Below are 24,261 nucleotides of genomic sequence, written 5' to 3'. Positions count from 1 at the left end.
TTTACAGAATGAACAAAAAAATACCTGTTACCCTGCTGGCTCTTCTTTGGTCAGGAATCACTGTCCTTGCTCAGAATACTGTCATTAAGGGTAATATTACAGACGCTGAAACCAGTCAGCCCATTCCTTATGTAAATATCGGCTTTCAGCACAGCCTTGTTGGCACAATCAGTGAGACCGACGGTTCTTTTTTTCTCAATACAAACAAAGCAACGGATACCTTGCTGGTGTCGAGCCTTGGCTATGAGGTTATGAAACTGCATGTTGAAAAAGGAAAAACGCAAAACCTCGAGATCAAGCTGGTCCCTAAAAGCATTGCCCTGGATGCCGTAGTAGTCACACCCGGTGAAAATCCGGCTTTTAAAATTCTGAAGAAAATAAATGAACACAAAAAACAGAATAATCCTGCCCGGTTAAGCGATTACCAGTTTAAAGCTTACACCAAGCTCAGACTTGACCTGAATAATATTGATAAAAACTTCAAAGACTCAAGGCTTTTGAAGGATTTCAGCTTTGTCTTTGACTACATGGATTCTTCTGAGGTTTTCAACAAGAACTACCTGCCACTGCTGATTACTGAAACGGTGTCGAAAATTTACCGTTCAAAAAATCCTCCTGTAAACCGTGAAGTCATTGAAGGATTTAAGATAAGCGGTATTGAAAATAAGACAGTGTCGCAATACACCGGCAAAATGTACCAGCAACTCAATATTTATGATGATTTCATATTCTTTTTTGATCCGGGATTTGTAAGCCCCATTGCCGGAGTCGGTCGCCTGTATTATAAATACTTTCTCGAAGACAGCGCTTTCATCGATGGTACATGGTGCCGAAAGATTGCCTTTAAACCGAAAAGGAAACAGGAGCGGACATTTCATGGTTTTTTCTGGGTGGCTGATACAAGCTATGCCATCAAGCAGGTGCAGCTCCGTGTTTCGGCAGATGTCAACCTGAACCTGCTGAAAGACATGGTAGCCACCTACAAGTACGACAAGATAAATGACACAACCTGGTTTCTCACCAGCGAGGATCTTATAATTGATTTTAACCTGGCTGAAAAAACATATGGTTTCTTTGGCAGGAAAAGTGCTGTATACGACAGCATTCAACTCAACGAACCGGTTCCGGAGCCTGTGAAAAAGATGACGACGGACACATATCTGCTTGAAAACAAAATCGACAAGGATGATAAATTCTGGGAAGAAAACCGCAAGACAGAACTGACCGGGGAGGACAGCAAAATCTATTCAATGGTTGATTCCGTAAAGAAAGTGCCTTTCTTCAAAACAATCAACACGGTTGTGAATATGCTTGCCAACTATTACATAGTGGCGGGACCTGTTGAAATAGGGCCTTATTATACTACGTTCAGTTCCAATGTCATTGAAGGTCCCCGTTTACGTCTTGGCGGTCGTACAAGCAATGCATTCAGCACAAAGGTAATGTTCGGCGGACATGTGGCTTATGGTTTCGACGATAACCGCTTCAAATACGGTTTGTATACACAGTACATGTTTAATACCAATCCCCGGAGGACAGCCACTGTTTCATATTTTCACGATATCCGGCAACTGGGTAAAAGTGAAAACGCATTCCTTGATGACAATTACCTCACCTCCATTCTCCGCAGGAACCCGAATTACAAGCTCACAATGGTTGATCAGTTCAATGCCTTTTATGAACATGAGTGGGCCCTGGGCTTTTCAAACACACTGAAAGTAAACTGGCAGTCTATTTACTCAACCAAGTATATCCCCTTCAATCATATTTCAGATGTGTTTGATACTCTTTCTCAGCCCTCCGTGACATCGGCCGAAATAACACTCAGTACACATTTTGCTTACAGGGAAAAATTCGTATGGGGAAAATTTGAAAGAAAGAGCCTGGGATCATCCTATCCGACACTTGACCTGGATCTGACATACGGTCCTAAAGGCGTTTTTGGAAGCCAGTATGAATATTACAAGATCAGGTTGAAGATATCCGACAAAATGGAAACCAATCCTTTTGGTTACCTGAAGTACAGGGTTACAATCGGGAAAGTGTTCGGCACTCTTCCCTATCCGCTTCTGAAGCTTCATGAAGGAAATGAAACCTATGCCTATGACCCGCTTTCGTTCAATATGATGAACTATTATGAGTTCGTAAGTGATGAATACGCCAGCATATGGGCAGAACAACATCTCAACGGGTTTTTCCTCAACCGAATACCGCTAATCCGGCGGTTGCACTGGCGTGAAGTGGCAAGCTGTAATATTCTTTACGGGAATCTGTCGGATAAAAACAGGAAAGTAATGGCATTTCCCGAGGGTTTGTCTGCCCTTCACAAGCCCTATTATGAAGCCGGTTTGGGTATTGAAAATATATTCAAACTTTTCAGGGTGGATGCCATCTGGCGATTCTCTTACCTCGATCATCCGCACACAAGCCCGTTCGGGATAAGGGCCAGTATGCAGTTTTCGTTTTAGTCTGTTTGTCTGTTAATCTGTTAGGGAAAACTTCTTAAATCAAAAATCAGTGTTCGGTGTTCGGTGTTAATTCAATCACGTTTGGATATGTTTTACCTGTTCGGGCAGATTGCTTCGTCGCATCTATATCCTGATATAATCAAAGTAATATCTGGCTCCTCGCAATGACGGCTCGCAAGGCGGCTATTGCATCAGCTCATAAATCGGAGTACCGGTACAGGAGTTCGGATAGGTTATGTTCAGGAATGTTGATATCGTTGGAGCTATATCAATGATATCCACTTCGCGGGTTATATTGCCACGGCCGAGTTTCCAGCCATACCATATAAGCGGAATTCTTGAATCATAGGAATAGGATGATGTCCCTCCTGTGGAAGCCTCTCCTTTTTCTACCCAGCCGGCTTTAAGATTGATAATCACATCACCCGAACGCTTCTGGTTATAGCTATTCTGAATTTTCCTGAATACGCCGTCTGTAAAGTTTGCTGTCTGCATTGTCCGTGATGTTACCGTGTTGGCAACCCCCGAAAACTGCAGCATAAACTGGGCGATATAATCCTGCATCTGGGTAAGCGACAGCTTGGAATCCTCAATAAGTGTGTGATTCAGGTAAATCTGCTGAGCATGGTATGCCCTTATCCACTCGCCCTTTCCATACGTATTGTTGAGAGCACTCATCAACAACGAGATGGCTCCATTGCTATTAAAATATCCCGCCGGAATTTTGCTGTCGCTCAGGTACGACGGCACCTGTGCCACACCATGATCGGAAGTGAGGAATACGAGCGTATTCTGTTTGCCCACCTGCTCATCAAGAAAACTCAGGAAATGCGCCAGTTCCTTATCGAGCCTCAGAAAGGCATCTTCAAGTTCCACAGAATTCGGACCGAAAAGATCGCCTATGTTTTCAAGAGCGGTAAAACATACCATCAGCACATCAGGCACATCATCCTCACCCAGTTTTTCGTTGGCAATCAGGTTAACGGCAAAATCACTCGTATAGGTAAATCCGAAAGGTGTTTTATTCAGCAGACTGTAATCGAGCCTGTTTTTCTTAACTTCAGACAGGTCGGCAAGTATATACGGGAAAGTAGTCTGACCTTTCAGTCCCGTCTCATATTTGTTTTTATCCGGAAGGCTTTCCGTGTATTTGTCGATCGACAGCAAAGTCTCCCAGTTTTCTTTAAGGTATATGTCGGGAAACTTTTTTGCATTGAAATCATTTACCCATTTCGGAAGGGTATCGGTATAATAGGTGCTTGTAATCCAGTTTCCGGTCCGCGGATCAAACCAGTAAGAGCCGTTAGCGGTGTGTCCTGCCGAGAATATTCCGGGAGCGGGATCCGGAGAAATTGAAAATACTTTAGATGTAAAATTGTTGGATAACCTGAGCTCATCGCCGAATGTGGTACACATGAGGTTTTTGGGACTGTAATGCCCGTTATCCACATCACCCCCGACGGCTTTGTATTGCTGGTCCTCTGTACTTCCTTCAATTTTATCCTGCAGGTATAAGTACCATTCCCTGCCTACGATTCCGTGATCGGCCGGTGTTGTGCCTGTGGATATGCTGGCATGTCCGACACCTTCCTGCGAGAAAAGGTAGTTGAAACGAGTGTTCCGGCAGTAGGTGCCCCTGTCGGCAAGTAATTTGAATCCATTGTCATCCAACTTATCCCAGAATCTTTGTATATAATCATACCGCATCTGGCTAACTACAATGCCTACAATAAGCTTTGGCTTTTCTGAAGGAATTTTGAAATTCTGGGAACGGACAGGAGCAGAAAACAAAAGGAAACCGGAAATACAGGAAAGCAGAAATATATTAATCTTGTGCATATGTTATCTTTGAAATGAAATACAAAAAGTGAACGGGCAAAGATATAGTATTGTTGTTTTGTTTTAATAAAATGAATTCCTAAAAAAGTCACCATGTTTGTTAAAACTCCCCTGTCTGAGCTAACTTCAAGAATCAATCGTTTCAGGCAACTGATGAATGTTCACAATGAAGGCTGGAAAATGGCTGCCATTTTCAGCAAGATTAACCTGTTCTATTTCACCGGAACTATGCAGGATGGAATGTTGCTGATCACACCTGAAGGAGATCCCGTATTCTGGGTAAGGCGCAGTTTTGAAAGGGCGCAGAATGAATCCTTGTTTCCCGTGATCAGGCCAATGGATAGTTTTCGTGATGCAGCGGCTGCGTATGCCACCATACCCGGTATAATGCATGTAGAAACGGAATTTCTGCCCCTTGCCTTTCTTAAAAGATTTCAGAAATATTTCCCGTTTACCGATGTCATGCCCCTCGACCCGGTTATTGCTGGTATCCGTTCCTTAAAAAGTGAATATGAACTCGAAATCATGATTCGTTCAGGAGAAGCGCACAGGGTTGTCCTGGAAGAAAAAGTTCCGCTGTTGCTTAAAGAAGGGATGACAGAAGTTGACCTGGCCGGAAAGTTGTATGAAGAAATGCTGAAACAGGGACATCACGGCATAGCCCGTTTTGGGATGCTCGATACTGAAATAGCTATCGGACACATTGCATTTGGCGAGAGCAGCCTGTTTCCGACAAGCTTCAACGGGCCGGGAGGCAATTACGGGATGAGTCCAGCCGTTCCCCTTCTCGGAAGCAGGACAAGGAAACTGGCAACGGGCGATCTTGTCTTTATTGATATAGGCTTCGGCATTGACGGCTACCATACCGACAAAACGGTTGTGTATATTTTTGGGCAAAAACCAGACAACAACCTGCTGACTCAGCATATGGCATGTGTTGACCTGCAGGACCGGCTTGCAGAGCAGCTCAGGCCGGGCACCATACCGTCCGTGCTTTATGAAGACACAATGAAAAGCCTTTCTCCTGAATTTCTCAGAAACTTTATGGGTTTCGGCTACAGGCAGGTGAAATTCCTTGGACACGGGATAGGTCTTGTAATTGACGAGGTTCCTGTAATTGCCAAAGGGTTTGATTCGCCTCTGGAAGAAAACATGGTCCTTGCCCTGGAACCTAAAAAAGGGATTGAAGGCCGCGGAATGGTGGGTATCGAAAATACATTTATTGTAACGCCCGCCGGTGGCCGTTGCATTACCGGGCTAAACAGGGGAATGATTGTGGTTTAAACCCCTTTCACCACTTCAATTACCGTAATTTCAGGCAGAATGCCTAACCTCCCGTCATATCCGATAAATCCGAAGCCCCTGTTTACGTAAAGGTACTGATCACCTTCATGATACAGTCCTGCCCATTGTTTATACAGATATTTGACAGGGCTCCATTTAAATCCCGGAATTTCAATTCCCATTTGCATTCCATGGGTATGGCCGCTCAGTGTAAGGTTGATATCGCTGTAATATGGCCTTATCTGCGCATCCCAGTGCGACGGGTCATGGCTCATAAGAATTTTAAGAGGCAATTTATATTTTTCCAGTCCCTCTGTAGCCTTTTTTAAATCGCCGTATTTTTTAAAACGGGCATGGGTACTCCAGTTTTCCGAACCGATCAATGCAAAATCCTGTCCTTTCCAGTTTAAAATCACATGCTGATTGGTGAGCAGTGTCCATCCCATTGATTCTTCATATTGCTTCAGCTTTTCAAAATCCTCCTGTTTCGACTGTTCATCAGGCCAGGTAAGGTAGTCGCTGTAATCATGATTGCCCAGGACAGAATAAACGCCCAGCGGTGCTTTCAGACGCCTGAACACTTGACGGTATGGCCCGGCTTCATCCGATCTGTAATTTACAAGGTCACCTGTAAAAAGTATCAGATCTGGTTTTTCATTAAGAGCCATGTCAATCCCGTGATCAACAGCTTCAATATTATCAAAGCTGCCCGTATGAATATCGGAAAGCTGAAGAATACGCAATCCGTTTAGTTCCTCCGGGAGATCATTGATCGGAACCTGTATTCTTCTTACCCTGTACCTGTATTTATTTGTCATTCCATAGTCAAGACCGGCCACAAGCAATCCCCCTGCCGCAAGTGCCGTATAGGCAATAAACCGGGATCTGGTCATTTTTTTAATTCCCAGTGACTCACCTTTCCTGAGATGGCCGGGTAAAGCATAAATCCATTCAAGAATCATCCTTATAAAAAGAAGGATATCACCGGCAAGCATAATGGAAAAGATCACGAACTTGCCGAAGAACAGAGAAATCAGTGAACCGGTAATAATCCTTACGAAATGCGACGGCCAGGAGGTGGTTGCCCACATACGGAATGAAAACAGGGCCCAGATGATTCCAAAAGAAACCAGGGCATATGAAACCAGGATGATTAACCTGTTTTTTCGGCTAACATTTTCAACAACCAATTGAATTGCCTTATAGCAATAATACTCAATAAGAGGAATCAGCAGAACAATAACAACAGCAATTTTCGCCAGCATCTTGTCAGAGCTTGTTCACAACGCTTTTCAATTTTTCGGTAACCTGGAAGGCTATGTTGGCCAGGTCAGGGTTCTGTATGGCCATCATGGAAGCCATCGGGTCAACAGCAGCAACTTCAGTTGTGCCATTTTCCCTGTCGATTACAACTACATTGCAGGGAAGCATCACACCGATTTTTTCCTCACTCTGAAGAGCCATATAGGCGAAGGAAGGATTGCAGGCGCCCAGGATGCGGTATTTCCGGATATCCTTATTGAGCTTTTCTTTAATTTTCGCCTGCATGTCAATTTCGCTGACAATTCCAAAACCTTCTGTTTTTAAGCATTCCACTACTCTTGAAATGGAATCCTCAAAACCGGCACTTAAAATTTTACTGAAAAAATATTCCATATAATATGACTGATTGGTTACATTCTTTTTCAAACCTCACTAACCGTCTTTGTATAAGTTAATAGCAAAAAAAATAATCTTTTGTTTTAAACCTTTAAACAAATTTACAATCTAACCTCTCAAACAACACAAAATTAATCTTCGTATAAATTTATTACTAATTAAAAAAACAACCCATGAAAATGAGAAAGCATTTTTCCGGTTTATTTTTCATCTCGTTACTGGTATTCGCCGGATGGTCCTGCACAAAGGATCAGGATGGAAACATTTCAAAAACTGATATTGCACTGGCAAAAGATGAAGCTTATGTGGATGCCGTGTATGACGAACTTGACAATCTGGCTATGACAGAGGTTAAAACCCTTGATGATAATGGTTATAACGAATCAGCACTGAAATCAACATTTTCAGAAGTTTGCTATACGGTAACTGTAGATCATCCTGACAGCACAACATTTCCGAAAGTGATCACAATTGATTTCGGCGATGGTTGTTCAACAGTTTTCAACGGGGATACCATCACCCGCTCGGGCCAGGTTATCCTCACCATAACAAACCGATGGTTTATACCGCAGGCACAGCATGTGATGACTTTCAACAATTTCTATTACAACGGCGCAAAGATTGAAGGTACACGCACCATTACAAATGAAGGCTGGAACAATAAACTCAGGCTTCAGATCAGCATTGAACTTGAAAACGGAAAGGTCACATTCAGCAACGACACTTTCATAACCAGGAATGCAAGCCATATGTGGGAATGGGCTCTACATATGAACCCGCTTAACGATACCATTTTTGTTACAGGTTCGGCAAGTGGTAAAAATGTACTTGGTGAAAACTATACAAGAACAATCACCAATCCGCTGGTAATGGTTCCGTGTTCAGAAACTCCTTACCGGTATGGTATAGTTGGCGGTACCATTGATGTTCAGAACAGTGTAAGAGGCAACTTCACAATTGATTATGCCGGTGACGGATGCAGCCATGAAGTGATAATTAAAAAAGACGGCAACCAGTATAATTACAACTTTCAGTTCAGGCAAAGAAAACACAGGTGGAATTGATTGAACAGCCCCGGCCTTCACGCCGGGGTTTTTTATTGCTATGCCAGGCGAAGTCTGTGACCATAGCCTTCAACTTAAGCTAAAATCCGCGTTAGCGGATTAATGTGAATAGCGCCGGCTGAAAGCCGGTGTTATGGCGTTTGTTGTTTTCACAACCGCGTTAGCGGTTGAATTTGAACAAGTGAAACTATCAGTCAACGGTATTCAACCGTTATGTTTACATTTAACCACTCCGTGGTTAGAAGTATTGTATGTATTGGATATTCGCTTACACCGGCTTTCAGCCGGCGCTATTCAAATTAAACCACTCCGTGGTTTAAACCATTAATTAACTGTACAGTAATAAGCCTTAAGTTGACGTTATACATAACAAACTACGCTTAGCTTTTAAATCAGTTCTTCTGCCGTTTTATTATAAAACACAACCTCCCACTCTGCACCGTCAAATTCAATAAGATTAAGGCAGGCATTTTTAAGCCGTGTTTTAAAACTGCCAAACTCCCCCCCTGAAATGGTGTAAAGAATGGAATTGGCGAAAGCACCATGGGTTACCACAATGATGTTACGACCTTTTAGTTCGGCAGCAATTTCATTCAACGCTTCAAAAGCTCTTTTCCTCAGATGCTCGAATTCTTCCTGTTCCGGAATCATCCCATCAGGAAAACGGCTTTTCCTCTCTTCTGGTAAAAGTCCGGAAGCCTGGCCATAATCTCTTTCAACAAGGTTCTCACGAACCATAATATGCGGCAGATCCAGCTGAGTTGCGATAATTTCAGCCGTTTCAAAGGCCCGTTTAAGCGGACTTGACACAATTTCATTCCAGTTGCCGGTTTTAAAATAATCGGCCACTTCAAGAGCCTGCTCCCTTCCCAGGTCGTTCAGTTCGACGTCTTCCCTGCCCTGCAGTCGTCCTGCCGCATTCCAGTCCGTTTCACCGTGCCTGATCAGGCATATGCGAGTTATGTTTGAAGGATCGCCCATCTGGTCGGTGAATATATCAATTATTATTCCGGAAATAATTGATATTATTCATCCTATTTTTTAACAACAAGCAGGAAAACCGGGTATAACTTATCATTTTTGCTGACTTTGAAACATTCAGTAAAGTTGCCCTTGCTGAAGCCTTTTGTAAGCAATGATTTCAACAATTCATCCGGATTGAATCCCTTGTGAACGTCTGTATCTCCGTCGTGAAACGAACCATCCTCCTCATAAAGATCGGCGATTACAAGCTGCCCGTGATCATTGAGCATACCTTGAAATTTCTGAAGCAAAGCGGAAGGATCTTTGACATGATGAAGCACCATCTGGTTAAAAATAACATCAAACTTGCCCGGGTAATCATGGTTTTCAAGATCGTAATAAAGCGCTATGATATTTTTCGCATTATAGAAGTCAATTTTATCATTGCAAACGCTTATCATTTCCTTCGAATTATCCATTAACAGGATAGATTGAAATTCGTCGCGCAGAAGAAAACTTAACAGGCCGGTACCGGCGCCGTATTCAAGTGCCTTCATATCGGGGCTCAGCTTAACATGCTTCAACATCGCAGCGGCGATAGCCTCAGCACGGTCAACATGCTTCTGATCCATGTCCCATGTCCTGGCCTTACTGTCGAATTCATTCATAGTCATTAATAAGAATTAGAACAACAAAGATAACACCTAAACACCTAAACTTCTAAACCTTTAAACTTCTATCCTATGTGTGGATGGTTGTAGAAATATGTGGTCTTCATTGCTCATTCAACAACGTATATTCATCTTCAAATATGCTATATTACTCTGGGTCTGTTGATTGACATTACTTGGCACAGTTTTTTCATGCTTTAATGAAAAAGCATCATGAAGCATCTTTCGTTTTTTATGTGTGCTTTGCTGTTTTTATATCTCACGGTTATAGCACAGAATGAGCCAACAGATGCTGTTTTCATTAAAAAAGCAGCAAGCCGGAACCTGATGCAGATTGATTTGGGAATCCTTGCACAACAAAAGGCGGTAAATCCGCGCCTCAGGGATTTCGGCCGGATGGTTGAGAGAGATTACCAGAATTCAAATGTATCCCTGATGGGGGTAAGTGTAAAGCTTGGAATGTCTCCTCCTTCAAAAATGCTGGATGAGGACAGGATCAATCTTGCCGGCTTTCGCGATAGCACATCCGTAAATTTTGACAGGGAATACATTGACTACATGCTGAAGCTCCATAATGAAGATATAACCCGTATGAAAAAGGTCAGAAATGAAGTGAACAGCAATGATCTGAAAAAGTGGATCGATGGAACTCTTTCAATTTTAAAGGAGCATGTTGTCTTTGCTGAAAATCTGAAGAATAAGGAAAGCAAGTAAATTAGCAGTAATGTTGTTATAGCCGGCTTATCCGGATATCCGCATCGTTAAATGAGTCGTGAGGCTTGGTCTAATGCGGGTACAGGTAAGCCGGTTTTTTTGTGTGGAAATGTGGAGTTAAACTGGGGTTCACCTTTCACATTCCACAACACGTATTTTAAACATTGCAATGTATTGTTTTGATTTACAATTGATTATTAATATATAAAAGGAATGGCATGTATTTTTCTTATTGCCTGTTCAAATAAACTAAAACACATGGATATGAAAAAAATATTGTTTTTAGCATCGGGTCTTCTTATGATTTCTGCAGTAGGCTTCAGCCAGGTAAATGCAGATCCCGCAAAACAGACAAAGACTCAGGATGAAAAGAGTGCCACACAGGACAAAACAAAAGTACAGGATAAGTCACATACCACTACCAGCCAGAGTACAGGTACAGGTGCCGGAGCATCACAATCAGGCACAGGAACCGGCAGTGCAGGCGCTGTTGTTGAAAACCGTCGTGGCAAAGACCTTGAATTTCTGAATGAAGCTGCAAGCGGTGGCTTAATGGAAGTTCAACTTGGAAAACTCGCACAGCAGAAGGCTTCCTCCCAGCTTGTCAAGGATTTCGGAAAAATGATGGAAAGAGACCACAGTGACGCCAACACTAAATTGAGGGCAGCTACCTCAAAACTTGGTGTTCCTGTTTCTTCAAGCATTATGAAAGAACACCAGGATAAAATAGAGGATGTTTCCGATAAGACAGGTAAAGATTTCGACAAAGCTTATATCGATCTTATGGTAAAAGATCATAAGGATGATGTGGACAAATTCGAAAAAGCAGCCGACAATCTTGAAGATCCGACATTAAAACAGTGGGCAAGCAGCACACTTCCCGTTCTGAAGAAACACCTTGCCGAAGCACAGAAAATCCAGGATCAGATTAAATAATGAAGAAATGAAAAAAATGAATGAATAAAGAATTAAATAAAAAGGGGATTAAGTGTAACCTTAATCCCCTTTTTTCATTCCTTCATTCCTTCATTCTTTCATTTTTTCATTCTTTCATTTTTTCATTCTTTCATTTTTCATTCCTTAATAAACTCAACCCTCCTGTTCAGTGCCTTGTTAGCCGGCGTATCATTTGTAGCAATGGGCACGGTTTCACCCTTTCCGTCTGTTTCAATTCTTGAACCGTCGATGGCAAAAGATTTTACAAGCTCATCCTTCACTGAAGCCGCACGGCGTTTAGAAAGATCCAGGTTGGCAGCGTCGGCACCATCACTGTCGGTATGCCCGACAATTTTTATTTTGACGTCAGGATTCTCTGCGAGAACAGCAGCAATTTGTTTGAGAGTTCCATAGGATTCAGGCTTAACTACATCTTTATTCACATCAAAATAAATCCCATAGCTTACCAGTTTTCCTTCTGTAAGAAGCTTGCTGCGCATGTCGGGGTTGCCGACAGCAATGCGGATATTGCTAACCATTGCAGCGCCTTCATCAAAGCGTATCCTGTCCATTTTAGCGCTTGCAAAAGGAAATGCCTTGGGCAGATCAAAAAGTTTATTGGCATCCTGGTATAATCTGAGACGTGATTTTTGCACCCATATGGCAATGTGATATTTATGATCTTTAAGTTCTTTGTAGTTGTCTCCGTCTTTCTGTCCGCTGATATCCAGGTGTTCCCCCGAGCCGGTGTAATCATTGGTGTAAGCACGGTACGAAGGAGTTCCATAATAGGCAATATCAAACATAAAGCCTGCTTTACCCGGCACTGAGCCGGCATCGATTGAATTCAGGTTTTGGGTCTGTATCATGCGGAAAGTATATCCCCTCATATTATCGTTATCTTCACCGTTGGTGGGTATAATATCAAATTCGATCGTGTAATTTTCAGGCAGTGTAAGAAGCTGGTCAGTCCATATGGCTTCATCACAGGCATATTTCATCCATTTGCCGGGAAAAAGGTTTGTAGTAACCACCTCAGCTGAACCGTTTGTATTCCATAAAGCAGGAAAATCTCCGACAGCATCCTGGCTGAAATCTTCAAAGAAAATTACTTTTTCACCGGGCACAAAATCATATTTCGAATAGGCTTCCAGTTTAGGGGAAGCAGGCTTTGCAGCTTCGGCTGGCTGTTCACTGCTTTCTTCGTTACTTTCAACGGCTTCGGCATCGGTAGATTCGGTTTTCTCAGCCTTCTCCTCATCATTATCCGATTTGCTTTTGTCGTTCTTCACAGCTTTAACCACACCTTTTTCAGCCTCATCAAGGCCTTTATCAATTGCCTGGTCGGTTCGCTGGTTGGCTCGGTTAAGTGTCTGGTTTTTGATTTTTCCCTTGATATCGATTTGCGCTTGCACGGGCATGCTTAGTAAAACAAGCATAATCAACAGGTAGAAAATAGTTTTCATAATGAGAAATTATTGATTTGTAATAAGCTTCGGGCGCTTAAATGTAATCATTCAGACGCATTTAATCAAAAATTTTCATCATGGGAAGAGATGATTGTGCAGAACATTACTTAATTCTGTCGAGGCTTATATCATTGTAAGATGCCGGATCTTCCAGCGGTTCAAGGTGAGTTGTAACAACTAAATTCGGAAACGCTTCCAGGAGGTCCGTTTCAATTCGTTCAAGCAGTTGATGTCCCTGCATTACCGTCCATGAACCCGGTACCAGTACATGAAAAGAAACGAATTGTCGTGCTCCGGCCTGCCGGGTGAGGATTGCATGAAAATCAACATGCTCTTTTTTATAAGAATCCAGGATTGCCCTGATTTTATCCTGATCTTCAATGGTTAATGCCTTATCCATCAGTCCCGAAACGGATTTGCGAATAATTGACACACCGGACCATACGATATTGCAGGCAACAAGAAATGCCACAACCGGATCAAGCCTTGTCCAACCGGTTAAAACAACAGCACCAACGCCAAGTAATACACCACCTGAGGTCCAAACATCAGTCATTAAGTGTTTGGCATCCGCCTCGAGGGTTATCGAATTAAACCGCTTGCCGGCTTTGAATAATGTAAGGGCAACAAATAAATTTATAAGTGAAGCGGCTATTGATACCAATAATCCAATGCCCACCTGGTCAAGAGGCTTAGGATTAAAGAATCGTTCAACAGATGTAATCCCGATGAAAATGGCAGCAACAAGAATCAGGATACCTTCAACCCCGCTTGAAAAATACTCAGCTTTACTGTGGCCAAAACTATGATCGTCATCCGCCGGGCGTATTGCAATTGTGAGCATAGCGAGAGCCATGATTGCCCCGGCCAGATTGATCAGGGATTCCATGGCATCCGACAGCAATCCGACAGAATTGGTCAGAAAATAAGCGGCAACTTTCAAAGAAATCGTCAGTATCGCCGCTGCAATTGAAAGCCATGCATAGTGTACTACAGATGCCGTTTTATTCTTTGAAGTCTTCATCAAAATATTAATCCGGTCTAAATGTACTTGAATTCATTCATAGTAACAATCTTTTGCAAAATGGCTATCATTCTTTACTGAATGTCTTTTTTATTATTTTTGACCCACCTCAAAATAAGCACATTTTATGACAGGGGCATATTTTATAGCAATGGTTGCAGTTGTATTGGCAGAGATGGGCGATAAAACCCAGTTACTTGCGATGGCTTTTGCATGCCGGTACAGGTGGCAAACCGTTTTATGGGCAGTTCTGGCAGCCACACTGGTAAACCATCTGATGGCTGTTGTTGTCGGAAATATGATTACACAGGTGATTCCGATGGTGTGGATCAAACTTGCAGCCGCTGCCTCTTTTATTCTTTTTGCATTATGGACTATCAGGGGAGATAAACTGGATAAAGACAAAAAAGAAAAAGGGAGGAGTCCTTTCTGGACCGTTGCCATTGCCTTTTTCATAGCCGAGATGGGCGATAAAACTCAGCTTATGACGATTTCACTGGCTGCTGACCAGGCCATAAAAATCGGCGGTACCGGATTGGTTGCCAGGATTTATCAAATAGTACCTGTTTGGATGGGAACGACAACCGGGATGATTATTGCCGATGCGGTGGGCATAATTGCCGGAAGAGTGCTTCATAAGAGATTGCCTGACAGATTCATTAAATGGCTTGCCGCCAGTTGTTTTGCCATTTTTGGCTTTATTGGACTACATGAAACCCTGGACGAGCTTTTAAAGATGGGAGATCAGCTTCATCACATTTTGCTGATTGCAGGGGTAGTGCTGATGCCGTTTCTCATGTATTTCATTTCAAAATCCAAAAAGTTAAGCCGGTTATAACCTCGATCGACACTGTTCGGCTCAAGCTCTGCCTGAGTCGGATTATTTCTGAGGGTTCTGCCTGCCATGTTTAAATTATTCTTAATTTTACTTAAGTTGTATTTGCTCTGAGTCTTTTGTTTGTGTGTTTGTTACACCAAATTCAATGAAGACGAATCTATTGCTCATTTCAATTTTAGGCTTTTCAGGATGGCTTCAGGCGCAGGACACAATCAGAAGCCTTATCATCACCGAAGCCAGCTTTACTACTTCCTCTGCCTATGTCGAACTTACCAATTCGGGTGATAGTGCCTTGCATTTGAATCGATTTGAATTCGGTGTGATTCATCCATACGATAAAAGAATCGACACCACTGATCTGAATAGATGGTTTTTTGTAGGACAGGATGACTGGTTCATGCTACCCGACACCATGCTTGACCCCGGCGAATCCATTGTATTTACAGGAAGCAGCCTGCCTTCAGGTAATTCAGACGAAGAAGATTGCTGGTACGTGAGATATCACAATACATTTTGGTCTGTTGATACTGAACCTTTGCTCATCAGGGACTCGATAGTAACCGACCAGGTCGGGGGAATTTTCACGGGTCCCGCAGGACAGCAGGCCCCCGGCGTCAAAGATGCAGCCGGTGTTCCAGGTGCAACCAGGAATTCCATACTGGTTCGCAAATTCAGTATAATACAGGGGAATATTGACTTTGAAAAAGGCAGGGGAACCAATGCATTCGAATCAGAATGGATTGTAATTCCTTTGCAGGTTCATGATACATCCGTCTGTAGAAACCAATTCTGGACACTTGGGAATCATGTGAACGCACATCTTGGACCGGAAACGTTGTTATCAAATACAATAGCGATTAACTGGACTGACACTACGCTTGTTATTCCCTGGGGAATAAGACGAGATGATCCTGTTATGAAAGAGTTCACAAGGAAACCTGGAATTGCCTGGCATTATGACTATTCGGCTTCTTACAACGATTCCGCATACCTTTCTGCTCAAACCGGAGATGTATTAACTTTATTTGCATGCGGAGACAATGCAGAAGTAATTCCTTTCAGAATAACGGTTTCTGATGCTACAGCGGATGCAAACATTGTTATTCCGAAAAGATTAGTTGATCCCGTTCTTTCCTTTGCCGGCCAGGGACCATTATACGAAGTAACCGAAAACGTTCCGGGCATGGACACTATCCGGGGCGATGCGCTTACTGCAAACAGCTATGCCGCACATATAGATACCTTATTTAAATACCTGGAAGGGGCTCCGGCTGCAATGTGGGAAATAGTATTTGTTGATGGAATTGAAAAGATTTTTGTAAAAAACGGAGACCTGCTCAGAGTTAAATCGGAAAGCGGCCTGGTAAAAGATTACTATATTAAGGTAACCGGACAATATATTAATTATGATGCATTCGTAACTTCAGATATTTATACCGTTGACCAGGTCTCTTACAATATAACCTGTAATCTGATGCAGAATGACAGCATTCCGGTTACTGAATTTATATCTAATCTAATACCTTCTCAAGGAGCCTCAATCAGGGTTTTTAATTCTAATTATCTTGAAAAGACCGGCATTGTTGAACCAGGAGATTTTATAGTGGTTACTTCTGTTGACGGTTATAATAAATCTTATTATACAATACAAGTGTTTATTGTGAATGCGAACACTGCCGATTTTAAATCCATCCGCATTTTCCCCATTCCTTCTCAGGGTGTTTTAAACATTTCAGGCATCCCTGAACGAAGCAGAATAACTGTCAAAGATATTACCGGCAGGAATTTAATTGAGACGATCGCAAACAAGAATACAATACAAATTTCACTTGAAAATAAGCCTGCCGGAATGTATTTTATCCGGATAAGCAACGACACAGGTTCAGTGTGCTATAAAGTAATTGTGAAATAACAGCACATTACGGTAGTTATTTCAGTTTATATGTACGTATTGAAACCGGCTGTAAATCCGGTAAATGATCAGAAGGACTGTCAAGGTAGAAATATGCCGCAGCCGAAAGGTCATCACGCCTGTAAAAGTTCGTCCAGCCCTCAATCAGGTTGCTATGTTTAAGATTCACCACACTATCCTTTGAAAAAATGCGAACCAGTGTGGGTGCGGCATGAATGGTGACAGGGATCAGTTCTTTCCCTGCTTCCTGTAATTCAGTTACCATTTTCTTATCCTGTCCCCCTATCTGCTGAATGGTAACCTTACAATCAGTTTTGAAATATATTGGATCAGGAATATGGTACCTGTAAAACGTCCATTGTTTGTTTGCTTCATCGGCAACCGGACAGCCCATGAAGGTTGAAAAATACTGTCCCTGACCCCACGCCGTGCCTATATAATCCTCGGTTCCGGTTCCTACAAGGGTTGGAAAATCGGAATCGCCGTCGAGATACATTTTAACTTCACCTTCACCCCACCAGGAATCTTTGTAAACGGGATTAGCGAGTATGCTGATGTTGCTTCCAATGAACCTTCCTTTGCCTTTTACTTCGGGTAGAATTTCAAAATCTTTGGTTAATTGAGTCAGTGTATCCCTGTGCCAGTAGCAATGAAAATACATGTATTGCGGATTCCATTCCGGTAGCATCTGCAGATTAATGTCATAGAATACCATCGTAAGGTCAGCTGATGATTCATTGACCAATTCTACCTTTGCAGCTTCTTTGAAAGGCATTTGAACAAAGGAGTTGAACGACCGGCTTTCGGGGTTGGCAAACAAGGCATTTTCATAGGCGGCCGTTTTGCCGAGTCCGATTCCGAAGAAATCGCCAAACGGAACTGAAACAGCCGGTTTTTCCTGGTTATCCCAGTAAATTTTCAATACAAGGCTTCTCAACATTTGCGGGGAACGATCGCTGATGGTGATCCACATCCGGTTGATAATGCCGGGCCCTTTCATATTGAGGAGCACTTTTGTTGCACCGGCGGCTATGCTGTCGCATGCATGACCCTTGGCACCAAAATTTTCCTTTCCTCCGGCCCCTTTTTCCCCGGTGATATTCTCAAAACTTACCCAGCGCGGTTGCGACTTATCGTTAAAAACGAATAATTCATCAGAAGTGGCGCTTCCGGGTCCTTTATTGCTGTTATTACAGGATATTAAGAGTGCAGTGAGAAGAATGAAAATCAGTTGCAGTTTCATGTCCGGAAAATTTTAAGTACTAAATTAAAATTTTTCCTCACGTGATATAACCGCGTGTTAGTAGTTTGTTGTTTTTGATTAACGCACTGCGGGATTCAAAGCACCATAGGTTAGCCGTATGTATGATTCATAAAACACCTGGTAATTGATCCCGAATAATAATAACTTTAAATAAAAATTATGTCATTAGCTGAGTACTCCCTGATTTTTATTACAATTCTTGTCGGATTTATTGTCACTGTGGCAATGACCGGATGGGGCAAATTAATTAAGTATTTTGACCGTAAGAAATTTTCTGTATTGTATTTATCATGGTCGGTATCACTATTTTTTTATTTGCTATTTATCTGGCTCTGGGCATTTAAAGGTTTTAAAAACAATCTCGATTATCTAAATTCAACCTCATCATTATTTTATATTATTATTCGTTTGCTTATACTTTATTTTGCAATCGAAATTTTAACTCCTGATGGAAACAATGATTTTAAAAATCATTTTATTACTATATCAAGAAAATTTTATGTTCTTTTAATCATCCTGTGGTCGTATGAACTTTTATTGTATCCGTTGACGGGTCATTTCGAGCTAAGTCCGAGGATATTGCTTTATTTCATTAACTTACCTGTTGCCATTCTGCTATTTTTCCTGAAACATAACAGAATTCAAATTGCGCTTTCAATTATTGTCCTGATTGTTCTGATTTTCGCAAACCTTTTTGTAGTGAGCATTATTTAAGTATGGAGAAGCCTTGGGGCGAAGCGCTCATTTAAAAGTTCAACGCATTTTCTGCTTCTGTCCAATTAGGAAATAAAGAATAGCGCCAATAATATTTGCAAAAAGGACTACCACAACCCAGATTAATTTATTACCCCCTTCAAATTCGCTTATTAAAATATCAATTAGTGCGGCTAATGGTAAAATGATTACAAAAGCAAGCAGCAATATTTCAATGGGACCAATCATAAATAATATATTCATAGTAGGTTTTTTAGATCTTGTTTTAGGTACTGTTTAATACCTTGAAAGGTCAAAAAGTAACCCTCGGTTGAATTTTTATTCAAATTATTTCTTATAACTGTTTATAGTCAACGATTCCGAGAATCCAGGCTGCTACGGCAGCGGAAATTGTCATGCAACTTGCACTAAATAGCAAATCAGCCAATACACCGGGCAAGGTGAAAATATGCTGTGATGAATAAAGTCCGAAGTTGATTGCCGTCCAGAACAACACTCCCAAAATAAGCCCATATTTCAAACCAGAGATGAAATTTCTTGCACCTGACCATTTCATTACAGTTGTAATTAAAAAGCCAAATGCCAGGGCTGAAATGAGCAATGCCCAAATAACGAGGTCGTCTGACGGCCGGTTAAGCAGTTTCATATATTCCTCAGACCCTGCAGGATGAGACGCAAAAAAACTTTTTAAAAAGAAAAAGTAGAAGCCCGCATGAAGGGTAAGGTTAACCACTGATGTAATGATTCCGGTGATGAAAAATCTCATATTCATATTATTGTATTGGTAACAGATAGGATTATGCAAGTAAAACTTTTTCGTTTCTGAATTCAGTTGGCGAAACTCCCACTTTCTTTTTGAAAAGCTTGCAGAAATTCTGAGGATATTCAAAACCCAGGTCACAGGCTATTTCATTAATTCGCTTTTCGGTACCCAGCAACATGTTTTTAGCCTGTTCCAACACAAAATAATGAATATGCTCCATTGCATTTTTGCCGGTTTCGCTTTTAAGCAGATCACCAAAATAATTTGGTGACAGATTCATAGTCTCTGCACACTGTTTTACTGATGGAATTCCCAAAGTTTTCAATTTATCAGATTTGAAATAATCCGTAAGGAAATTTTCAAATATCGCTATCAGGTCTTTGTTCTGATTGGTTCGAGTAATAAACTGCCTGCCGTAATAACGCCTGCAATAATTCAGAAGTAGCACGATATGGGAAACGATCAGTTCATTAGAGTAATGATCAATGTTAGTATTATATTCATTCTCCATTTGCTTTAAGATGGAAAGCAGGGTTTGTTTTTCAGTTTCTGACAGGTGCAACGCTTTGAAAAAACAATCCCCAGCCTTCTGAACTGCCGGCATCTCTTTTCCGGTCAAACGTAATTACCTGTTCCGGGGCGGTGCAAAGTAATGTTCCTTCCTGGTGATCAAAAGGTTGTCTGCCATAGGTAAGATGGCAATTTTTCTTAAAGTTTACCGTATAAAAAGCACAGACAAAACTACCTGAATCGGGAGGATTCGCAACATGAACCTTTGAATAATCAATCACGGAAACCAATGGATGCTTTGGCTTTTCAAATCCGGCAATAGAATGCAATTCACTAATGGATTCAACCCGGTATGCAATATTTTTCATGATGGGTAAAATTCTCATTACAAAGGAAATGAATATATAGGGAACAGTAAATAGTCAAATTACCGTTTCTTGTATCCAAATTACGGAATTTGGCATGGTTTAGCGCATTTAAGGCTTTCGTATTTCTTTATATCGTATATCGGGCATGTCAAAGATGAACATCTCATTCGCCCCTTGAGAATTCTTATACCCCACGGTATATAGCCCGCACAAATCAATACTGCGCCAACTGAGCTTATCAATTCAATATCAGGATTATTTAAAAGCAGAAGTCCCGTAACAATACATATTCCTTGCCATTTACTGATGAATTTTTCCCTCATAAGTCCAAATGCCTGGATAGCTGCTCCGATTGGAAGCAATGGCAGGAGCCAGACTAGAAGTTTTCAGTGGTCCGTAAAGCAAGGTTATAATTATGGGCAAATACGATAAAATCCTGTTTATTAAACTATTGTGAATGCAAAATATGAGAATAGTGTGAATTGCCAGCAGGAACAGCCATATTCCGATTAATACGTCAGGCAGGGATTTACTTTTCCTTGTTAAAAACAGAAGCGCAAAAAGCAATGCCTGCAGAATGCTGAAGATGAAGATTCCGTTTAAAATACTTTCGTTCAATTCAAATTGGGTATGTTTAACCTGTTTTGAAAGATAGTAAAAAATCTCATCCTGAGTTTGACGACTCTAACGGAATACGATATTACCATGGCAATTCATATCACATACAGTGAATCTAAAACTCGGGTTATACGTAATAGTGTAAAATTTCTCTTGTATGTGGCAGTTGGATATGCGGACGATACTTTTCGGGTTTTTGACATGCGACCTGGTAAGTACAATGGTAATGATCGCGTTATATGTTCAGAATGGAAGGAGGTTCAAGGGAGGTATCTTCTGGATAACGAATTTTACCCTGCAGACTATTTCGATGGCATTAATTATTTTGCGGGGAACAGTACCTGACTGGATTTCAATAGTTCTCTCCAATACATTTCTGATTACAGGTATATTTCTGGGACTGATAAGCCTTGAAAAATTTGTTGGCATTAAACGCAATCATGTTCTGAACTATGCACTGATAGCTGTATTTATCTGCATTTCATATTGGGCTTCAATGATTAAGCCCGATCTGGAGATAAGAACCATAAATATTGCTATGGCTATGCTGATTCTCTGCTTCCAATGCAGCTGGATATTACTTTGCCGCACAAGCAAAGAATTACGGAGAATTACATTCGGGGTCGGAATCATATTTGCTGTATATTGTATTGTGAATGTCTTCAGAATCATTGCGTTTCTGATGAAAGACATTGAAACCAATAATTTTTTTGAGTCGGGTCAGATCGAAAGCATCGTCATCATTTCTTACCAGGTTTTGTTTCTCCTGCTGACCTATTCGATAATCCTTATGGTAAATAAAAAGCTGAAAAGTGACGTTGAACTTGAGGATTCAGAACGCAGAAAGGCTGAAGAAAGATTGTATGAAAGCAACCGAAAGCTTGAAACATTGATCAACAATTTAAACGGTGTTGTATACAGATGCCTGAAGGATACCGGGTATACAATGGAATATATAAGTGATGGTGTTGCCGATTTGACAGGTTTCAATTCACAAGAATTCATTCAAAACAGAAGCAGAACTTTTAATTCAATAATCCATGCAGATGATCAGGCCATGGTTTGGGACAGCATCAGGGCATCAATTAAAAATAAAACTCCTTATACAATTGAATACAGAATCATAACCGCTTCGGGGGAAGAAAAATGGGTATGGGAAAAAGGCCGGGCTGTATGGGATGAGAATGAGGTAGTAGCGTTGGAAGGATTCATTTCCGACATCACCATAAGAAAAAAAGCTGAAAATGAGGTTAAACTGCTGAATTCAGAACTGGAATCAAGGGTGATCCGGCGAACGAAAGATCTCGAAGAAAAGACAACCGATCTCGAGGGTTTTTGCTATTCGGTTTCACATGATCTTAGGGCTCCGTTGCGTGCAATAAACGGTTACTCCAGCATTTTTCTGAATAAATACTCTGAATCGGTTGATGAACAAGGAAAGAGTATATTGAAGAATGTGATTGAAAGCACAATTCAAATGGATAATCTTATAAACGATCTGCTTTCCCTTTCCCGGATAGGAAGAAAAGAGATTGTGAGTAATGTCCTTGATATGCGTACAATCACTGAATCCGTAATTAATGGCCTTTATGGGAAGGATGAAATAAAGAATCTTACTTTTGAATTAAAGGACATTCAGAAATGCAAAGGTGATCCGTCTATGATTACCCATGTAATATATAACCTGGTTGAAAACGCTGTGAAATATTCATCTAAATCAGAACAACCGCGTATAGAAATAAGCAGTTCCCACCTGGGTTCAGAAGTTGTTTACCATATTAAAGACAATGGGATTGGATTTGACCAGCAATATGCTGACCGGTTGTTCAATGTATTTCAACGATTGCATACCGAAGAGGAGTTCGCCGGAACAGGGGTTGGACTTGCCATTGTAAAAAGAATTATTCAACGGATGGGGGGCAGAGTGTGGGCTGAAGGAAAGGTCAATGAGGGAGCCACATTCTATTTTTCGCTTCCTGCAATATCGGCGTGATCAGATTTTTCTGTCCTTTTGGAAGTTAATAATCCGGAAATTGTCAGACAGACGCACCAATAAAAGATAAATTCAAAAGCCGCAATTGTAAGAGCTGCGAAAGGGCTTGAACCTGTGAGCATCGGCGGTTTTTCAAGGATACCACGCCTAATAGCCAATATGTGAGTCAGTATGCCCCAAAGCCCTCCAAACAGGCAGAAAATAACAACTGAATATTTTACTGCACGGATAGAGATCCTCCAGAATAATAATCCGGCTGCTGAAAATAGCAAGCCATAGCAAAAAGGTATTATCCAACGGGCCTGGTCCGGATAAACGTAACTATAAACAGAATCCCAAAAGATAAAGCTCATAATGGATCCCATCAGAACAGTAAAAAACAGGACCATGATGATAACCAGGTTCCATTTCATCCTAATCAGACAGGCTCGTTTAATAAACTTATAGAGAACAGCAACAAAAACCATATCTATCAAAGCAAACATCAATGCCCCCCTTAGAAGGATCTCGTTAGTTACTTTAAGATCATGGGGAATTATCATTGACTTAGTAATGTATGTGGCTTATTTCGTCTTTCAATTCAAAATTTACAAATTATTTCTTATTTATCTGGCTACCCATTTTTTCATTTTGAGCAAAATTTTATGGCAACCTGCGTTCGCCTGATGCTTTTTGAGGGATCCCTGCAAAAGTTCTAAAATCCCTGTTCGTCCTCCGTTAGGCTCAGGCTCTGCCTGAGTCTGACTATTCTTGAAGGCTCCAGCCTGCTTTGCAAGTGGTTTACTATGGAAGTGGGGATTACTGGCGTGATCCCTTATGGGGGGATCCTGCAAAAGTTCAAAAATCCCGTCCCGTCGCTATCGCGCCGGGCGGTCTTTTAAATTTAAATGGGGAACCTCAAGCGAGCTTGGGTTTGGGTAAGTGTTGTTGATGGGGGACTACTGCGTGATCCCTTTCGGGGAGATCCCTGCAAAAGTTCAAAAATCCAGTCCCGTCGCTGTCGCGCCGGGCGGTCTTTTAAAATTAAGAACATCAGGAGTCAGCAAATAGTGTTGCATTACGTCGACTCATTTATCAGCGATCAACTATTATTTTGAGCGCTCCCGACTTTGCTAATCTCGAACAAATTAAGCTCTTGTAGGATGGCATATTAGAAAAATATTTTATACCTTTCGAAAACCATATAAGAA

22 protein-coding genes are annotated in these 24,261 nt (G+C 41.4%); 9 read left to right on the top strand and 13 right to left on the bottom strand.

Features of this window, described 5'->3' with window-relative positions; translation table 11 throughout:
- Positions 1-8: 8 nt before the first annotated feature.
- Positions 9-2,468, top strand: a complete 2,460-nt coding sequence (locus tag VK179_17175) for a DUF5686 family protein (GenBank protein HLO60487.1) — start codon at positions 9-11, stop codon at positions 2,466-2,468.
- Between the two features lie 183 nt (positions 2,469-2,651).
- On the opposite strand, the gene VK179_17170 is transcribed toward VK179_17175, so the two are convergent.
- Entirely contained in the window at positions 2,652-4,307 is a 1,656-nt protein-coding gene (locus tag VK179_17170) for an alkaline phosphatase family protein (GenBank protein ID HLO60486.1), read from the bottom strand.
- Positions 4,308-4,400: 93 nt separating this feature from the next.
- Here VK179_17170 and VK179_17165 point away from each other — a divergent pair, with 93 nt between their 5' ends.
- Positions 4,401-5,591 carry a Xaa-Pro peptidase family protein gene (locus VK179_17165; protein HLO60485.1) on the top strand — a complete coding sequence of 397 codons (1,191 nt, stop codon included), beginning with the start codon at positions 4,401-4,403 and terminating at the stop codon, positions 5,589-5,591.
- On the opposite strand, the gene VK179_17160 is transcribed toward VK179_17165, so the two are convergent.
- Both VK179_17160 and VK179_17155 read right to left on the bottom strand, forming a co-directional pair.
- Complete coding sequence (locus tag VK179_17160; protein ID HLO60484.1) at positions 5,588-6,856, bottom strand: metallophosphoesterase; 1,269 nt, start codon at positions 6,854-6,856, stop codon at positions 5,588-5,590. The two genes, VK179_17165 and VK179_17160, sit on opposite strands and share 4 nt — an antisense overlap.
- 4 nt (positions 6,857-6,860) lie before the next feature.
- Positions 6,861-7,247, bottom strand: a complete 387-nt coding sequence (locus VK179_17155; protein ID HLO60483.1) for a DUF302 domain-containing protein — start codon at positions 7,245-7,247, stop codon at positions 6,861-6,863.
- Positions 7,248-7,423: 176 nt separating this feature from the next.
- Between VK179_17155 and VK179_17150 the strand changes: the two genes are divergently transcribed.
- The gene (locus tag VK179_17150; GenBank protein HLO60482.1) at positions 7,424-8,314 is read left to right on the top strand and encodes a hypothetical protein; all 891 of its coding nucleotides are present in this window, start codon (positions 7,424-7,426) and stop codon (positions 8,312-8,314) included.
- A gap of 387 nt (positions 8,315-8,701) precedes the next feature.
- Here the strand turns inward: VK179_17150 and VK179_17145 are convergent, their stop codons facing one another.
- Both VK179_17145 and VK179_17140 read right to left on the bottom strand, forming a co-directional pair.
- Complete coding sequence (locus tag VK179_17145) at positions 8,702-9,295, bottom strand: histidine phosphatase family protein (GenBank protein ID HLO60481.1); 594 nt, start codon at positions 9,293-9,295, stop codon at positions 8,702-8,704.
- A 53-nt stretch (positions 9,296-9,348) separates the two neighbouring features.
- Positions 9,349-9,951, bottom strand: a complete 603-nt coding sequence (locus tag VK179_17140; protein HLO60480.1) for a class I SAM-dependent methyltransferase — start codon at positions 9,949-9,951, stop codon at positions 9,349-9,351.
- Between the two features lie 210 nt (positions 9,952-10,161).
- Here VK179_17140 and VK179_17135 point away from each other — a divergent pair, with 210 nt between their 5' ends.
- Entirely contained in the window at positions 10,162-10,662 is a 501-nt protein-coding gene (locus VK179_17135) for a DUF4142 domain-containing protein (protein ID HLO60479.1), read from the top strand.
- Between the two features lie 264 nt (positions 10,663-10,926).
- Positions 10,927-11,598 (top strand): DUF4142 domain-containing protein, encoded by a 672-nt coding sequence (locus tag VK179_17130; protein ID HLO60478.1) that lies wholly within the window; start codon positions 10,927-10,929, stop codon positions 11,596-11,598.
- 137 nt (positions 11,599-11,735) lie between these two features.
- Here the strand turns inward: VK179_17130 and VK179_17125 are convergent, their stop codons facing one another.
- On the bottom strand, positions 11,736-13,064 hold the full coding sequence (locus VK179_17125; protein ID HLO60477.1) for an OmpA family protein: 1,329 nt from the start codon (positions 13,062-13,064) through the stop codon (positions 11,736-11,738).
- Positions 13,065-13,170: 106 nt separating this feature from the next.
- Positions 13,171-14,091, bottom strand: a complete 921-nt coding sequence (locus VK179_17120; protein HLO60476.1) for a cation diffusion facilitator family transporter — start codon at positions 14,089-14,091, stop codon at positions 13,171-13,173.
- Positions 14,092-14,218: 127 nt separating this feature from the next.
- On the opposite strand from VK179_17120, the gene VK179_17115 reads away from it, so the two are divergent.
- Both VK179_17115 and VK179_17110 read left to right on the top strand, forming a co-directional pair.
- Positions 14,219-14,929, top strand: coding sequence for a TMEM165/GDT1 family protein (locus tag VK179_17115; GenBank protein ID HLO60475.1), 711 nt, complete (start codon positions 14,219-14,221; stop codon positions 14,927-14,929).
- Positions 14,930-15,074: 145 nt separating this feature from the next.
- On the top strand, positions 15,075-16,841 hold the full coding sequence (locus tag VK179_17110; GenBank protein HLO60474.1) for a T9SS type A sorting domain-containing protein: 1,767 nt from the start codon (positions 15,075-15,077) through the stop codon (positions 16,839-16,841).
- 16 nt (positions 16,842-16,857) lie between these two features.
- Here the strand turns inward: VK179_17110 and VK179_17105 are convergent, their stop codons facing one another.
- Positions 16,858-18,084 carry a glycoside hydrolase family 172 protein gene (locus VK179_17105; GenBank protein HLO60473.1) on the bottom strand — a complete coding sequence of 409 codons (1,227 nt, stop codon included), beginning with the start codon at positions 18,082-18,084 and terminating at the stop codon, positions 16,858-16,860.
- A gap of 180 nt (positions 18,085-18,264) precedes the next feature.
- On the opposite strand from VK179_17105, the gene VK179_17100 reads away from it, so the two are divergent.
- Positions 18,265-18,819 (top strand): hypothetical protein, encoded by a 555-nt coding sequence (locus VK179_17100; GenBank protein HLO60472.1) that lies wholly within the window; start codon positions 18,265-18,267, stop codon positions 18,817-18,819.
- Between the two features lie 39 nt (positions 18,820-18,858).
- Here VK179_17100 and VK179_17095 read toward each other — a convergent pair whose 3' ends face one another.
- The 4 genes from VK179_17095 to VK179_17080 form a co-directional block, all read right to left on the bottom strand.
- Entirely contained in the window at positions 18,859-19,062 is a 204-nt protein-coding gene (locus VK179_17095; protein ID HLO60471.1) for a PLDc N-terminal domain-containing protein, read from the bottom strand.
- Between the two features lie 91 nt (positions 19,063-19,153).
- The gene (locus VK179_17090) at positions 19,154-19,585 is read right to left on the bottom strand and encodes a hypothetical protein (protein ID HLO60470.1); all 432 of its coding nucleotides are present in this window, start codon (positions 19,583-19,585) and stop codon (positions 19,154-19,156) included.
- A gap of 31 nt (positions 19,586-19,616) precedes the next feature.
- Positions 19,617-19,862: a helix-turn-helix domain-containing protein gene (locus tag VK179_17085; protein HLO60469.1), complete on the bottom strand. Its 246-nt coding sequence runs from the start codon at positions 19,860-19,862 to the stop codon at positions 19,617-19,619.
- A 262-nt stretch (positions 19,863-20,124) separates the two neighbouring features.
- Positions 20,125-20,460 (bottom strand): hypothetical protein, encoded by a 336-nt coding sequence (locus tag VK179_17080; GenBank protein ID HLO60468.1) that lies wholly within the window; start codon positions 20,458-20,460, stop codon positions 20,125-20,127.
- Between the two features lie 775 nt (positions 20,461-21,235).
- Here VK179_17080 and VK179_17075 point away from each other — a divergent pair.
- The gene (locus VK179_17075) at positions 21,236-23,071 is read left to right on the top strand and encodes an ATP-binding protein (GenBank protein ID HLO60467.1); all 1,836 of its coding nucleotides are present in this window, start codon (positions 21,236-21,238) and stop codon (positions 23,069-23,071) included.
- Here VK179_17075 and VK179_17070 read toward each other — a convergent pair.
- Positions 23,041-23,613, bottom strand: a complete 573-nt coding sequence (locus tag VK179_17070; GenBank protein HLO60466.1) for a hypothetical protein — start codon at positions 23,611-23,613, stop codon at positions 23,041-23,043. The genes VK179_17075 and VK179_17070 overlap by 31 nt on opposite strands.
- Positions 23,614-24,261: the final 648 nt, after the last annotated feature.

The sequence above is a fragment of the Bacteroidales bacterium genome, from assembly GCA_035299085.1.
Taxonomy (GTDB): Bacteria; Bacteroidota; Bacteroidia; order Bacteroidales; family UBA10428; genus UBA5072.
This window is presented reverse-complemented; position numbering and strand designations above follow the sequence as displayed.

Bases quoted from the DNA above. Each gene is read 5' to 3' on its own strand.
- VK179_17145 (HLO60481.1), bottom strand. From the start codon at position 9,295: ATGGGCGATCCTTCAAACATAACTCGCATATGCCTGATCAGGCACGGT.
- VK179_17175 (HLO60487.1), top strand. From the start codon at position 9: ATGAACAAAAAAATACCTGTTACCCTGCTGGCTCTTCTTTGGTCAGGA.
- VK179_17165 (HLO60485.1), top strand. From the start codon at position 4,401: ATGTTTGTTAAAACTCCCCTGTCTGAGCTAACTTCAAGAATCAATCGT.
- VK179_17125 (HLO60477.1), bottom strand. From the start codon at position 13,064: ATGAAAACTATTTTCTACCTGTTGATTATGCTTGTTTTACTAAGCATG.
- VK179_17170 (HLO60486.1), bottom strand. From the start codon at position 4,307: ATGCACAAGATTAATATATTTCTGCTTTCCTGTATTTCCGGTTTCCTT.
- VK179_17095 (HLO60471.1), bottom strand. From the start codon at position 19,062: ATGAATATATTATTTATGATTGGTCCCATTGAAATATTGCTGCTTGCT.
- VK179_17075 (HLO60467.1), top strand. From the start codon at position 21,236: ATGTGGCAGTTGGATATGCGGACGATACTTTTCGGGTTTTTGACATGC.
- VK179_17105 (HLO60473.1), bottom strand. From the start codon at position 18,084: ATGAAACTGCAACTGATTTTCATTCTTCTCACTGCACTCTTAATATCC.
- VK179_17120 (HLO60476.1), bottom strand. From the start codon at position 14,091: ATGAAGACTTCAAAGAATAAAACGGCATCTGTAGTACACTATGCATGG.
- VK179_17085 (HLO60469.1), bottom strand. From the start codon at position 19,862: ATGAATCTGTCACCAAATTATTTTGGTGATCTGCTTAAAAGCGAAACC.
- VK179_17150 (HLO60482.1), top strand. From the start codon at position 7,424: ATGAAAATGAGAAAGCATTTTTCCGGTTTATTTTTCATCTCGTTACTG.
- VK179_17130 (HLO60478.1), top strand. From the start codon at position 10,927: ATGAAAAAAATATTGTTTTTAGCATCGGGTCTTCTTATGATTTCTGCA.
- VK179_17155 (HLO60483.1), bottom strand. From the start codon at position 7,247: ATGGAATATTTTTTCAGTAAAATTTTAAGTGCCGGTTTTGAGGATTCC.
- VK179_17110 (HLO60474.1), top strand. From the start codon at position 15,075: ATGAAGACGAATCTATTGCTCATTTCAATTTTAGGCTTTTCAGGATGG.
- VK179_17160 (HLO60484.1), bottom strand. From the start codon at position 6,856: ATGCTGGCGAAAATTGCTGTTGTTATTGTTCTGCTGATTCCTCTTATT.
- VK179_17070 (HLO60466.1), bottom strand. From the start codon at position 23,613: ATGATAATTCCCCATGATCTTAAAGTAACTAACGAGATCCTTCTAAGG.
- VK179_17140 (HLO60480.1), bottom strand. From the start codon at position 9,951: ATGACTATGAATGAATTCGACAGTAAGGCCAGGACATGGGACATGGAT.
- VK179_17115 (HLO60475.1), top strand. From the start codon at position 14,219: ATGACAGGGGCATATTTTATAGCAATGGTTGCAGTTGTATTGGCAGAG.
- VK179_17135 (HLO60479.1), top strand. From the start codon at position 10,162: ATGAAGCATCTTTCGTTTTTTATGTGTGCTTTGCTGTTTTTATATCTC.
- VK179_17090 (HLO60470.1), bottom strand. From the start codon at position 19,585: ATGAGATTTTTCATCACCGGAATCATTACATCAGTGGTTAACCTTACC.
- VK179_17080 (HLO60468.1), bottom strand. From the start codon at position 20,460: ATGAAAAATATTGCATACCGGGTTGAATCCATTAGTGAATTGCATTCT.
- VK179_17100 (HLO60472.1), top strand. From the start codon at position 18,265: ATGTCATTAGCTGAGTACTCCCTGATTTTTATTACAATTCTTGTCGGA.